A 12,286-nucleotide genomic window follows, 5' to 3' on the forward strand; every position below is an offset into this window, starting at 1 on the left:
GGGGGAATGACGGACTCTGGGGTGGGGCTCGATGGTGACGGGAACGACGGGAGCGACGGGAACGGCGGGAGCGTGGAGGTCGTCGAGGGGTGCGAGGGCTGCGAGAACTGCGAGGACGACGAGCGCGACGACGGCTGGCTCGCGGAGCTGTTGGAGCGGACGGCGGAGGGACTCGGCCTCCGGCTGCCCGAGCCGGCCGGGGCGTGGAAGCGCATCGTGGAGTACGCCGACGCCGGGACGGGGCGGCGGGTGGTCGTGTACCAGCCCGAGGGTGAGCACCCCTACCAGGTGCGGATCCAGGGCCACGGCGCGCCGCTGGCAGGGGGGTTGACCGCGGACGTGGCCGAGGTGGCCCGGGCGACGGCGGCGTGGACGGGCGGCGCGGGGCTGGCGGAGACCGGGGCCGCCGCGCCGTTCGTCCGGTACCGGGACTGGGCCCTCGCCCACGAACGGGAGCGGCTCGGCCCGGTCGAACTGGAGTGGCGGATCAAGCTCGACCGCGTCCACACGCCGCCGTACGACCGGCACCCCCGGGTCCACGCGCTGGTGGCCGCGGCGTACGCGCAGCCGGTGCTGCGGGGGCTGATGCCGGTCCACAGCCACTTCAACCTGTGGTTCTCCACCGCGGTCGAGCGGCCCTGGACGGACCGGACCGGGTACGTCCTCCTCCCGTACGAGGAGGGGGCGTACGGATCGGAGGAGGGGGCGTACGGGGTGCACACCGGCGGGGAGTTGATCGCCCGCACCGAGACCGCGGAGGAGGCCGTCGCCCTGGTGGTGGCCGCGCTGCCGGAGGGCCTCGGCCCGGCGCGCTGAGCGGGGTGCCGCCGGGAACGGCGCCGTCCCCGGCCCCTGCGGGTGCCGCCGGGGCCGGGGACGGCGAGAACGCCGCGGCCCTAGCTCACGACCTGGACCTTGTCGGCCTGCATGCCCTTCTGGCCCTGGACGGCCTCGAAGGTGACCTTCTGGCCCTCCACCAGGGACTTGAAGCCGGCGCCCTCGATCGCCCGGAAATGGACGAACAGGTCGGGGCCGCTCTCCGGGGTGATGAAGCCGTACCCCTTCTCATCGTTGAACCACTTCACGGTGCCGTTCTGGCGTTCGGCCATGGCTGTCCCCATCACGATCTGTCGACTGTCGGTTCCTGCGAAAGCTGAGCCGATCATGGCACGCGTGAGCGCTGAGTGGTGGCGAATCGGCGGAGAGTCACCGGGGAGCTGCCGCCGCACCGGCCCGACCGGCGTGCGCACCCGGCACAGGAAGTCGGCCCGCCCGACTTCCCGTGCTGGCGTGCGGGTGCCCGGAGGTCGCGACCCCCGCGTCGGGGCGACGTGGCCGCGTGCGAGCAACGTTTTGCCCTCCTCGCGGCGTCAATGGGGAGAGGGGGTGCGAAGGGGGAGGGGCGCGGGAGGGGAGGGCGTCGCGCGGGGCGGGTGTCACCGGTGCAGAATTCCGAATTCCTCCCGATTGTCGAGTTCGTATGCGATGTGTCCTGTTGGGGTCGGGTTCGGAGTCTGTAGCACGGCTGTGACAGTCGCCCGCGAAAAACCGTTCGACCGGAGAGGTTCGGGAGTTAGCATTTCGCAATGGAATCGAACGAATCCCCGATAGGGAATTCCCTCGACGGTGAGGACTCCCGCTCGCCCCGGAACACTCCGCTCCGGCTGGCCCGTTTCGGTGCGACCTTCATCGGCGTGAGCGTCGTGTCCGGCGTGCTGCTGGCAGGCCTGGCCCTGCCCGCCGTCGGCGGCATCGGGCTGACCGCCAAGGGCACGGCGGAGGGATTCGAGGACATCCCCGACGACTTCAAGACCCCGCCGCTCACCCAGGCGACCCAGATCTTCGACGCCAAGGGCGGGCTGATCGCCAAGGTCTACGAGCGCGACCGCACCGTCATCACCGCCGACCAGATGTCGCCGTTCATGCGACAGGCCCAGGTCGACATCGAGGACGCCCGGTTCTACGAGCACGGCGCCGTCGACCTCAAGGGCGTGCTGCGCGCCATCAGCAAGAACGCCGAGAGCGGCACCGCCTCCCAGGGCGCCTCGACGCTGACCCAGCAGTACGTGAAGAACGTCAACGTCGAGAAGGCCGGCGACGACCAGGCCGCCGTCCTGGAGGCCCAGCGCAAGACCCTGGGCCGCAAGATCCAGGAGCTCAAGGTCGCGATCAAACTGGAGGAGGAGCTGCCCAAGGACCAGATCCTCACCAACTACCTCAACATCACCTACTACGGGAACGGCGCCTACGGGGTCGAGGCCGCCTCCCAGCGCTACTTCGGCAAGAGCAACAAGGACCTCACCGTCGCCGAGGCCGCCACCCTCGCCGGGCTGGTGCAGAACCCCTCCCAGTACGACCCGAAACTGCACCCGGTGGCCGCGCAGAACCGCCGCAACGTCGTGCTCGACAAGATGGTCGAGAACAAGCACATCACCGCCGAGCAGGCCAAGGAGGCGAAGGCCGCCCCGCTCGGCCTGAACTTCAAGGACCCGCAGAACGGCTGCATCACCGCGAAGGCCGGCATGGGCTTCTTCTGCGACTACGTGCGCCACGTCGTGAAGCAGGACCCGGTGTTCGGGAAGAACGCCGCGGACCGCAAGAAGTTCTGGGACACCGGCGGCCTGAACATCTACACGACGCTGGACCCGGACAAGCAGGCCGCCGCCCAGAACGCCGTCAGCAGCAACGTGCGGGTCACCGACAGCGTCTCCGCCGCCGCCACCATGGTCGAGCCCGGTACCGGCAAGATCCTCGCCATGGCCCAGACCCGCCCCTACGGCCTGGCGAAGGACAAGAACCAGACCGTCGTCAACCTCAACGTCGACGCGGCGATGGGCGGTGGCAACGGCTTCCAGCCCGGCTCCACCTTCAAGCCGATCGTCGCCGCGGCGGCGCTGGAGGCCGGCCTGCCGCCGACCCAGGAGTACTCGGCTCCGAACAAGCTGGAGTACCCCACGATGAAGACCTGCGGCGGCACCTGGAAGAACGACTCCCGGCCCAAGGCGGTCGTCCCCAACGAATCCTCCGGCGAGAAGGGCCCCTACCAGCTGAAGATGGCGATGGCCCTCTCGGTCAACACCTACTTCGTGCAGATGGAGCAGGAGATCGGCCTCTGCGAGGTCAAGCAGATGGCCAACAAGCTCGGGATCACCACCAAGGCCAGCGGCAAGCCGCTGGAGGAGGTCCCGGCGATGGCCCTCGGCGTCGAGGAGATGAGCCCGCTGACGATGGCCAACGTCTACGCGACCTTCGCCGCCCAGGGCACGCACTGCGCCCCGATCGCCATCACCAGGATCACCACCGTGGAGGGCAAGGACGTCCCCGCCCCGGCCGGCCAGTGCGAGAAGGCCTTCTCCGAGGACACGGCGCGGGCGCTGAACACCGTCCTGAACGGCGTGACCGAGAACGGCACCGGCAAGGACCTCGGCCTGGACGACGGCCGGCAGATCGCGGGGAAGACCGGCACCTCGGACAAGAAGCGGGCCGCCTGGTTCAGCGGCTACACCCCGCAGCTGGCCACCTCGGTCTGGCTCGGCGGCCCCGACGGCGGCGTCGAGATGCGCAACATCAGGATCAACGGGGAGTACCACACCGAGGTGTTCGGCGCCGACGGCCCCGGGCCGATCTGGCGGGACGCCATGAACGGCGCCCTGCGGGGCACACCCAAGCAGCGGCTGCCGCTGGCCGACATCCCCGACCCGGCGCCCAAGCCCGACCCGAGCAGCACCCCGAGCGGAACGGGCTCGCCGGCCGGCACCCCCACCGACCCGCAGCACTGACCGCGGCCGCACCCCGTTTTTGCCGCGCAGGAAGTCGGCCGGGCCGACTTCCTGCGCAGGGGTGTTGTCGTTAGGGGCGCTGGTATTCGCCGTTCTTGATGGCGTGCAGGAGCGCGGCGAAGGTGGTGGGAGTGGTGCGGAGGATGGTGTGGGCCTCGTCGGATTCGCGGAGTTCGACTATCCCGCAGGCTGGACGGACCTCCACGCACTCGTTGGATGCTCCGCTGAAGCTGGACTTCTGCCACCTGGTGTCGGTCATCTGGCCTCCGTGGCATCGCGCTGGGAGGCCCCTCGCGCGCGTCGGCGTGAGAGGCCGCAGCGTGTTGTGGTTAGGGGTGGTGGTATTCGCTGTTTTTGATGGCGCGGAGGAGGGCGGCGAAGGTGGTGGGGGTGGTGTGGAGGATGGTGTGGGCTTCGTCGGATTCGCGGAGTTCGATGATCGCGCCTCTTGCACGCACCTCGACGCACTCGTTGTTCGCGGCGCTGTAGCTGGACTTCTGCCATGTGGTGTTGAGCATTTGGCCTCAGCAGTGTCGGTGGCGGGTCTCCTGCTTGGGATGCGCGAAGGGAGTCGTTAGGGGTGGTGGTGCTCGCCGCTTTTGATGGCTTGGAGGAGGGCGGCGAAGGTGGTGGGGGTGGTGCGGAGGATGGTGTGGGCTTCGTCGGATTCGCGGAGTTCGATGGCCTCGTCGGCTGCACGGACCTCCACGCAGTTCTCGGTGGATCCGCTGAAGGTGGACTTCTGCCACTCGTTGTCGGTCATCGTGGGCCTTTCATAGGTCTCGTGCGATCTTGCGAATCAGATCACGGGAAGCACTCTCACCCAGCGCGACTGATTCGGTCTGCTCGAAGATGGACCGGTAGCTGCTCAGCGCGCTGATCGCATCGAGGTGCACGGAGTCGGAAGAGGACTCCCGTTCGACCGTGTCGAGCTCCGGGATCGCACCGAATGCATAGGTGAGGTTCTCGACTGCGCCCGGGAAGGTCTCGATGTCGAACGGCACGACTCGGATCGTCATCCAGGGCAGCTCGGAGTCTTCGAGCAGCGAAGCGAGTTGCTCCTTCAGGATCTCGGCTCCACCGAACCGAGTCCAGAGCGCGGACTCGTAGATGAACGCCGTCACCGACTTCGGATTTCGGCGCAGGTCAGCTTTGCGCTGCATTCTGAAGGCTGTGCGTGCCTCCAGCTCATGCCGGGGGAGCGGCGGGAAGACCCGGCCGAATACCGCCGAGGCGTAGTTGAGGGTCTGGCAAGGACCAGGCATGTGGGTGAGGACCCAAAGCATGAGTTCGCGGGAGGTCTTCTCCAACTCGGCGTTCTCGACGATGCCATCTGGGACGGTGCCGCGGTACTCCTCCCACCATCCCTTTGAGCGGTCCTGAACCATGGCTTCGAGAGCGTCGATCAGGGGCTGGTTCACGCACTGGCACGCCGATGCGAAGGAACGGAGTCGCTCAGGGCTGATGCCGACCTTGGCCGCCTCCATCTGGCTGACCTGGGTCCTGTCGATGCCGAGAGCTCTGCTCAGGGTGGAGACCGACAGGCCGGCGGCCTCGCGCATCTTCCGAAGCTCGGTGCCGATGCGGCGTTGACGGAGCGTCGGGTTGAGTCGGGGCGGCATTGGTTCCTTCCTTGCCGATGTGGGCCAAGTCTGCCGCGCTGCCGTGCGCGGGGTCCACTTGAGGATGAACCTATCCGGATTTGGGATCACATGTGATGTCGCTGCGGTATGGTCGGTGACACGTCGATCCGATGGGTCGTCAAGTCGGCTTCTGGGCAAGCCGATTACTCCTTCACGCCCCGGGAGAAGTCCCATGCGCCACCTCAACACGCCCTCGCTCGCCATCGCCCGGCAGTCGCTGCGCGACGCCATGAGCCGCTCCGGCTGGCCGTCCTCCGTCATCGCGGACGCCGAACTGGCCCTCACGGAACTCCTCGTGAACGCCTGGCGGCACGGTGGGACGCCCGCGCCGGTCGTGCTCATCCTTGCGATCGACCGCACCCTCCGGGTCTCCGTCTCGGACGAGAGCCCGCTTCCTCCCCTGCCGCAGACGCCGGCCCTCCTCGGCGAATCCGGCCGGGGGCTCCAACTGGTCGAGGGCCTCACCCACCGCTGGGGCGTCGACCCCCAGCAGCGCGGCAAGTCGGTCTGGTTCGAGCTGGACGCCGCCGCGTGAACGGCCGCCGACCGATGCTCCCCGCCGACCCCCGGATCCGTCACTACACCGACGACCACGTCCGCGCCCTGCTCGCCGAACTCCACGAGCGCGGACGGAAGTTCGGTCTCCTGTGGCCCTCCTCCTCCACCGACCGGACCCTCGACGGCCGCGTCCTCGTCCGCTTCGGCACCGCCCCCGTCTCCACCCTCCTCAACCTCCTCACCCTCCTCCTCGACGCTGATCGCGACGCCCGACGCGAAACCGAACGCGACGCGGGCACGCCGTGCGGTTCCTGATCGGCGCCGCCTTCGCCGTCCTGCTCGCCCTCGCCTTCGCCACCGTCGCCCTCGGGGTCGTCACCGCGCTGCGAGCACACCCACCCGACGAGGACGGCCCCCGCCCCTGAGGGAGGATGGGGGCGTGAGGAGACACGCATACGCCCCGGCGAACACCCTGCCGGGGCTCCTGCAGCGCGGCCGCGGCCTCGGCGCGCTGATGGCGGCCGAGGACCCGTCCTCGGCCGCGGAGCTGGTCCACGGCTGCATCCGCTGGGAGTGGCGCTGGGACACCACCGTCGACGAGCGCCACCGCTACCTGGCCCGCCTCGTCCGCGACCTCGACCTGCCGCTCCGGCCCGTCGTCGACCTCCTCTCCGCCGACGAGGACGCCTGCGAGCGCGCCACCCGCGTCCTGGAACTGCTGGCGCTCTCCGGCTCGGCCGAGGCCCGCGAGGCCCTGCGCTCCCACGTCGCCGACGGTGAGCACTGGCTGGCCGTCCTCGAATCGGTCGCCGACCGCTGGCCCGCCGAGTGGTGGGACGACCTGGCGGACACCGCCCGCGCCCGGCTGGCCCGGGGCGGGGAGCCGACGCCCTGGGCGAAGGTCTGGGCCCACTGGGGCATCGAGGTGCCCACCGCCGCGCGCGGGCCCGAGCGGCCCGACCCGCTGACCGGGCTGTCCGGCGCCGCCCTGCTGGAGCTGCTGGCCGACCCGGCCGAGCCCGACGCGAAGAAGACCGACACGCTGGCAGTGCTCCACGGGCGCGACCCGGAGCCCGCACTCGTCCCCCTGGTACCCGCCCTCGGGACCGCCGACGGCGAGTTCCCGCTGCCGCTGCTGCCAGCAGTGGTCCGGGACCTCGGCCCCCGGGCCATGCCCGCCGCCCGTGACTGGGCCGCCTCCGGCACGCCCTGGCTGGCGCGGCTCGGCCACGAGGTCCTCACCCGCCATGGCGAGGAGCAGGACGCCCCGGCCCTGGTCGCCGACCTGGAGCGGGACTGGGTGGAGCGGACCTGGTGCGGCCCGATGCACACGGCCCGGGGCCTGGCCCGGCTCGGCCCGGCCGCCGCGGACGCGGTGTCCCTGCTGCGCCGCTTCTGGCTGCAGACGCCGCACTCCTACGAGCGCCCCGCCTACCTGGCCGCGCTGGCGGCGATCAGCCCGGCCGGGACGGCCGAGGCGTACACCGAGTCGCTCTGGGACTGCGAGCGTGACGCCCGTCTCCTGGGCGTCGCCCACGCCCCCGACCGCCCGCACGTGCGGGAGCGGCTGGCCGCCCTGCGGGACGACCCGATGGAGGCGACCGAGGTCGCGAACGCGGCCGGGGCGCGACTCGCCGGGCTGACCTCCGAAGCCTTCGACCGGGAGTAGCGGGCCGCTCGGCGGGGGCTAGAGTAGACGGGTGAACGTGTGAGTGATGGTCCGGACCCCGTGAGGTGGTTCGGACCACATCTGTTTCCAGGGCATCCCCTGTGACCTGCGCGTTCGCCGGCCCACCAGACCAGCACGAGCCTCCGGAGGCCCCGCCTTGAGCGACCAGCCGTTCGCGCATCTGCACGTCCACACCGAGTACTCGATGCTGGACGGTGCCGCCCGGCTGAAGCAGATGTTCAAGGAGGTCGAGCGGCTGGGCCAGACCCACGTCGCGATGACCGACCACGGGAACATGTACGGCGCCGCCGAGTTCCACCGGCAGGCCACCGACGCCGGCATCACCCCCGTCATCGGGATCGAGGCGTACGTGGCGCCCGAGGCCCGCTCCAACACCAAGCGCATCCTGTGGGGCCAGCCGCACCAGAAGCGGGACGACGTCTCCGCGTCCGGCGCGTACACCCACAAGACGATCTGGGCCCGGAACAAGGAGGGCCTGCACAACCTCTTCAAGCTGACCTCGCGCTCCTACGCCGAGGGCTGGCTGGTCAAGTGGCCCCGGATGGACAAGGAGCTGATCTCCGAGCTGTCCGGCGGCCTGATGGCCACCACCGGCTGCCCGTCCGGCGAGGTGCAGACCCGGCTGCGCCTCGGGCAGTTCGACGAGGCGGTGAAGTCCGCGGCCGACTACCAGGACATCTTCGGCAAGGAGAACTACTTCCTGGAGCTGATGGACCACGGCCTGGACATCGAGAAGCGGGTCCGCGACGGGCTGCTGGAGATCAGCAAGAAGCTGAACATCCCGCCGGTCGTCACCAACGACTCGCACTACACCACCGAGGCCGACGCGGGCGCGCACGACCTGCTGCTCTGCGTGCAGACCGGCAAGAACCTCTCGGACCCGGACCGCTTCCGCTTCGACGGCACCGGCTACTACATCAAGTCGGCCGCCGAGATGTACGCCCTCGACTCCTCGGACGCCTGGCAGGAGGGCTGCCGCAACAGCCAGCTCCTCGTCGCCTCCCGGGTCGACACCGAGGGCATGTTCAAGTTCAAGAACCTCATGCCGCGCTTCCCGATCCCGGAGGGCTTCGAGTCCGAGGCGGACTTCTTCAAGTCCAAGGTCTGGGAGGGCATGGACTGGCGCTTCCCGGAGGGGTACGACGAGGAGCACAAGAAGCTCGCCGAGTACGAGATGGACACCATCATCCAGATGGGGTTCCCGGCGTACTTCCTCGTGGTCGCCGACTTCATCATGTGGGCGAAGAGCCAGGGCATCGCGGTGGGCCCCGGCCGTGGTTCGGCGGCCGGCTCGCTGGTCGCGTACGCCATGGGCATCACCGACCTCGACCCCATCCCGCACGGCCTGATCTTCGAGCGCTTCCTCAACCCCGAGCGCATCTCCATGCCCGACGTCGACATCGACTTCGACGAGCGCCGGCGCGGTGACGTGATCCGGTACGTGACGGAGAAGTGGGGCTCCGACAAGGTCGCCATGATCGTCACGTACGGCACCATCAAGGCGAAGGCCGCCATCAAGGACTCCTCGCGCGTCCTGGGCTACCCGTACGCGATGGGCGACCGGATCACCAAGGCGATGCCGCCGGACGTCATGGGCAAGGGCATCCCGCTGTCCGGCATCACCGACCCCTCGCACCCGCGCTACGGCGAGGCCGGCGAGATCCGCGGGTTGTACGAGACCGACCCGGACGTCAAGAAGGTCATCGACACCGCCCGTGGCATCGAGGGCCTGATCCGCCAGCCCGGCGTCCACGCGGCCGGCGTCATCATGTCCGCCGAGCCGCTGACCGACCACATCCCGGTCTGGACCCGGCACACCGACGGCGTCACCATCACGCAGTTCGACTACCCCACCTGCGAGGGCCTCGGCCTTCTGAAGATGGACTTCCTCGGCCTGCGCAACCTGACGATCATGGACGACGCCGTCAAGGCGATCGAGAAGAACAAGGGCGAGAAGATCGAGCTGCTCAAGCTGCCGCTCGACGACAAGCCGACCTACGAACTCCTCGCCCGCGGCGACACGCTCGGCGTCTTCCAGCTCGACGGCGGGCCCATGCGCTCCCTGCTGCGCCTGATGAAGCCCGACAACTTCGAGGACATCTCCGCCGTCCTCGCGCTGTACCGACCCGGCCCGATGGGCGTCAACTCGCACACCAACTACGCGCTGCGCAAGAACGGCCAGCAGGAGATCACCCCGATCCACCCGGAGCTGGAGAAGCCCCTGGAGGAGGTGCTGCGGCCCACCTACGGCCTGATCGTCTACCAGGAGCAGGTGCAGAAGGCCGCGCAGATCCTCGCCGGCTACTCGCTCGGCCAGGCCGACCTGCTGCGCCGCGCCATGGGCAAGAAGAAGAAGGAGATCCTGGAGGCCGAGTTCGTCCCGTTCCAGAAGGGCTGCCGCGAGCGCGGCTACTCGGACGCGGCGATCCAGGCCGTGTGGGACGTCCTGGTGCCCTTCTCCGGCTACGCGTTCAACAAAGCGCACACCGCCGGGTACGGGCTGGTCTCGTACTGGACGGCCTACCTCAAGGCCAACTACCCGGCCGAGTACATGTCCGGCCTGCTGACCTCCGTCAAGGACGACAAGGACAAGTCCGCGGTCTACCTGAACGAGTGCCGCAAGATGGGCATCCAGGTGCTGCCGCCGGACGTCAACGAGTCGGACTCGGACTTCACCCCGCACGGCAGCGACACCGTCCGGTTCGGCCTCACCGCCATCCGCAACGTCGGCGGGCCGGTGGTCGAGTCGATGATCCGCACCCGGAAGGCGAAGGGGAAGTTCAGCTCCTTCCCGGACTTCCTGGAGAAGGTGGAGTCGGTGGTCTGCAACAAGCGGACCGTCGAATCGCTGATCAAGGCGGGCTCGTTCGACTCGCTCGGGCACACCCGCAAGGGCCTCAGCGCGCAGTTCGAGCCGATGATCGACAACGTCGTCGGCGTCAAGCGCAAGGAGGCCGAGGGCCAGTTCGACCTGTTCGGCGGCGACGCCACCTCCGACGAGCCGAGCTTCGGCCTGGACGTGGTCTTCTCCGAGGACGAGTGGGAGAAGTCCTTCCTGCTCACCCAGGAGCGGGAGATGCTCGGCCTGTACGTCTCCTCGCACCCGCTGCACGGCATCGAGCACGTGCTCGCCGACAAGGCGGACTGCGCCGTCGCCGACCTCGCGGAGCGGCCGGACGGGACGATCATCACCATCGGCGGCATCATCTCCGGCCTGCAGCGGAAGATGACCAAGCAGGGCAACGCCTGGGCGATCGCCACCGTCGAGGACCTGGCGGGCTCGATCGACTGCATGTTCTTCCCCGCCAGCTACCAGCTGGTCTCCTCCCAACTCGTCGAGGACGCCGTGGTGTTCGTCCGCGGCAAGCTGGACAAACGGGAGGACGTGCCGCGGCTGATGGGCATGGAGCTGTCCGTCCCCGACCTGTCGAACGCGCACGCCGACGCGCCGATCATCATCAACATCCCGAGCGGGAAGATCACCCCGCCGCTGGTCGCCCGGCTCGGCGAGGTACTGGGGAGCCACCGGGGCACCACCGAGGTGCGGGTGCGGCTGGAGAGCCGCACCAAGACCACCGTGCTGCGCCTGGACCGGCACCGGGTGAAGTCCGACCCGGCGCTGTTCGGCGACCTCAAGCAGCTGCTCGGCCCGAGCTGCCTGGTCGTCTAGGGCCGGCTCCCGGATCTCCGCCGGGCCCGGGGTGCCCACGGGTGCCCCGGGCCCGTTCCGCGGGTGGGACGGGCCCGGCTCAGGACCAGCCGCCCAGGCCCGCCGGGACGGCCGCGTGCAGGGCCGAGACGAAGGCCGAGATCGCCGGGTGGGAGCCGGCGCCCGCCCGGAAGGCGGCGCGGGTGCGCCGGTACATCGGCAGCCGGGTGAGGACCACCCCGGGCGGGGGCTGCGCGGTGCCCAGGTGCGGCACCAGGGCGACGCCCTGGCCGGCCGCCACCAGGGCCAGGACCGTCGCGAAGTCGTCGATCCGGTGCCGGATCCTGGGCGCGAACCCGGCGGACTCGCAGGCCCGCACCGCCATGCTGTGGCAGAGCGTGCCCGGCGGGGACACGATCCAGGGCGCGCCGCGCTGCTCGGCGACCGTGCCGGGCGCCCGGGCCGCCAGGTACATCGGCTCGGTGAACACCGGGCGGGTCACCGCCAGGCCCGGCTCCGGATCGGCCGGGACGAGGTCGTACTCGTGGACCAGGGCGACGTCCAGCTCGCCGGCGCGCAGCGCCGCCCCGACGGCCGCCGGATCCACCTCGGTGACCATCGGCTCCAGGCCGGGGTGCCAGCCGGCCAGTTCGGCGAGGACACCGGGGATGACCGCCCGGGCCGCCGACGGGTAGGTGCCGATCCGCAGCGGCCCGGCCAACCCCTGCCGGGCGTGCGCGAGTTCGGCACCGGCCTGCTCCAGCAGGGCGAGCACCGCCTCGGCGTGCCGGACGAGGTTGCGCCCCGCCGGGGTGAGGGTGACCCGCCGCCCGGTGCGCTCCAGCAGGGGGACACCCGCCTCCCGCTCCAGCACGGACAGCTGCTGGGACACCGCCGACGGGCTGAAGGACAGCGCCTCGGCGACGGCGGCGATGGTGCCGAGGTGGGCGAGTTCGCGCAGCAGGCGCAGGCGTCGGACGTCGAGCATCGGCTCAGCTTACGAGAAGCATCACGAACGTGAACTGGA

General features: G+C 69.9%; 13 protein-coding genes. 7 read left to right on the plus strand and 6 right to left on the minus strand.

Translation table 11 applies throughout. From position 1 onward, the window contains the following. Positions 1–6 precede the first annotated feature (6 nt). Positions 7–816 (plus strand): DUF6193 family natural product biosynthesis protein, encoded by an 810-nt coding sequence (locus AB0N04_RS04665; RefSeq protein WP_360207279.1) that lies wholly within the window; start codon positions 7–9, stop codon positions 814–816. 80 nt (positions 817–896) lie between these two features. Here AB0N04_RS04665 and AB0N04_RS04670 read toward each other — a convergent pair whose 3' ends face one another. Next, entirely contained in the window at positions 897–1,109 is a 213-nt protein-coding gene (locus tag AB0N04_RS04670; RefSeq protein WP_360207276.1) for a cold-shock protein, read from the minus strand. Positions 1,110–1,694: 585 nt separating this feature from the next. On the opposite strand from AB0N04_RS04670, the gene AB0N04_RS04675 reads away from it, so the two are divergent. Beyond that, positions 1,695–3,779: a transglycosylase domain-containing protein gene (locus tag AB0N04_RS04675; protein ID WP_360207274.1), complete on the plus strand. Its 2,085-nt coding sequence runs from the start codon at positions 1,695–1,697 to the stop codon at positions 3,777–3,779. Between the two features lie 70 nt (positions 3,780–3,849). Here the strand turns inward: AB0N04_RS04675 and AB0N04_RS04680 are convergent, their stop codons facing one another. The 4 genes from AB0N04_RS04680 to AB0N04_RS04695 all read right to left on the minus strand — a co-directional run bounded on the left by AB0N04_RS04680 (position 3,850) and on the right by AB0N04_RS04695 (position 5,401). Beyond that, complete coding sequence (locus AB0N04_RS04680; protein ID WP_360207271.1) at positions 3,850–4,038, minus strand: DUF397 domain-containing protein; 189 nt, start codon at positions 4,036–4,038, stop codon at positions 3,850–3,852. Positions 4,039–4,108: 70 nt separating this feature from the next. Continuing rightward, complete coding sequence (locus AB0N04_RS04685; protein WP_360207268.1) at positions 4,109–4,297, minus strand: DUF397 domain-containing protein; 189 nt, start codon at positions 4,295–4,297, stop codon at positions 4,109–4,111. 56 nt (positions 4,298–4,353) lie between these two features. Beyond that, positions 4,354–4,542 (minus strand): DUF397 domain-containing protein, encoded by a 189-nt coding sequence (locus AB0N04_RS04690; RefSeq protein WP_360207266.1) that lies wholly within the window; start codon positions 4,540–4,542, stop codon positions 4,354–4,356. A gap of 10 nt (positions 4,543–4,552) precedes the next feature. Continuing rightward, entirely contained in the window at positions 4,553–5,401 is an 849-nt protein-coding gene (locus AB0N04_RS04695) for a helix-turn-helix transcriptional regulator (RefSeq protein WP_360207264.1), read from the minus strand. Between the two features lie 193 nt (positions 5,402–5,594). On the opposite strand from AB0N04_RS04695, the gene AB0N04_RS04700 reads away from it, so the two are divergent. From AB0N04_RS04700 to dnaE, 5 genes are all read left to right on the plus strand, one after another. Next, positions 5,595–5,957, plus strand: a complete 363-nt coding sequence (locus AB0N04_RS04700) for an ATP-binding protein (RefSeq protein WP_360207261.1) — start codon at positions 5,595–5,597, stop codon at positions 5,955–5,957. Next, complete coding sequence (locus tag AB0N04_RS04705) at positions 5,954–6,235, plus strand: hypothetical protein (protein ID WP_360207259.1); 282 nt, start codon at positions 5,954–5,956, stop codon at positions 6,233–6,235. Before AB0N04_RS04700 ends, AB0N04_RS04705 begins: the two co-directional genes overlap by 4 nt. After that, a complete protein-coding gene (locus AB0N04_RS04710; protein WP_360207257.1) occupies positions 6,223–6,345 on the plus strand; it encodes a hypothetical protein in 123 nt (40 codons plus the stop codon). Before AB0N04_RS04705 ends, AB0N04_RS04710 begins: the two co-directional genes overlap by 13 nt. 14 nt (positions 6,346–6,359) lie before the next feature. Next, positions 6,360–7,589, plus strand: coding sequence for a hypothetical protein (locus tag AB0N04_RS04715; RefSeq protein ID WP_360207254.1), 1,230 nt, complete (start codon positions 6,360–6,362; stop codon positions 7,587–7,589). A gap of 157 nt (positions 7,590–7,746) precedes the next feature. After that, on the plus strand, positions 7,747–11,280 hold the full coding sequence (gene dnaE, locus AB0N04_RS04720; RefSeq protein ID WP_360207251.1) for a DNA polymerase III subunit alpha: 3,534 nt from the start codon (positions 7,747–7,749) through the stop codon (positions 11,278–11,280). Positions 11,281–11,359: 79 nt separating this feature from the next. Here the strand turns inward: dnaE and AB0N04_RS04725 are convergent, their stop codons facing one another. Next, positions 11,360–12,247 (minus strand): LysR family transcriptional regulator, encoded by an 888-nt coding sequence (locus tag AB0N04_RS04725; RefSeq protein WP_360207249.1) that lies wholly within the window; start codon positions 12,245–12,247, stop codon positions 11,360–11,362. Positions 12,248–12,286: the final 39 nt, after the last annotated feature.

It is taken from the genome of Kitasatospora sp. NPDC051702 (assembly GCF_040681575.1).
Classification (GTDB): Bacteria; Actinomycetota; Actinomycetes; order Streptomycetales; family Streptomycetaceae; genus Kitasatospora.

What these genes read in the sequence shown, in the direction of transcription:
- AB0N04_RS04700 (WP_360207261.1), top strand. Translation starts at nt 5,595, where the DNA reads ATGCGCCACCTCAACACGCCCTCGCTCGCCATCGCCCGGCAGTCGCTG.
- AB0N04_RS04665 (WP_360207279.1), top strand. Translation starts at nt 7, where the DNA reads ATGACGGACTCTGGGGTGGGGCTCGATGGTGACGGGAACGACGGGAGC.
- AB0N04_RS04670 (WP_360207276.1), bottom strand. Translation starts at nt 1,109, where the DNA reads ATGGCCGAACGCCAGAACGGCACCGTGAAGTGGTTCAACGATGAGAAG.
- AB0N04_RS04685 (WP_360207268.1), bottom strand. Translation starts at nt 4,297, where the DNA reads ATGCTCAACACCACATGGCAGAAGTCCAGCTACAGCGCCGCGAACAAC.
- AB0N04_RS04695 (WP_360207264.1), bottom strand. Translation starts at nt 5,401, where the DNA reads ATGCCGCCCCGACTCAACCCGACGCTCCGTCAACGCCGCATCGGCACC.
- AB0N04_RS04725 (WP_360207249.1), bottom strand. Translation starts at nt 12,247, where the DNA reads ATGCTCGACGTCCGACGCCTGCGCCTGCTGCGCGAACTCGCCCACCTC.
- AB0N04_RS04680 (WP_360207271.1), bottom strand. Translation starts at nt 4,038, where the DNA reads ATGACCGACACCAGGTGGCAGAAGTCCAGCTTCAGCGGAGCATCCAAC.
- AB0N04_RS04690 (WP_360207266.1), bottom strand. Translation starts at nt 4,542, where the DNA reads ATGACCGACAACGAGTGGCAGAAGTCCACCTTCAGCGGATCCACCGAG.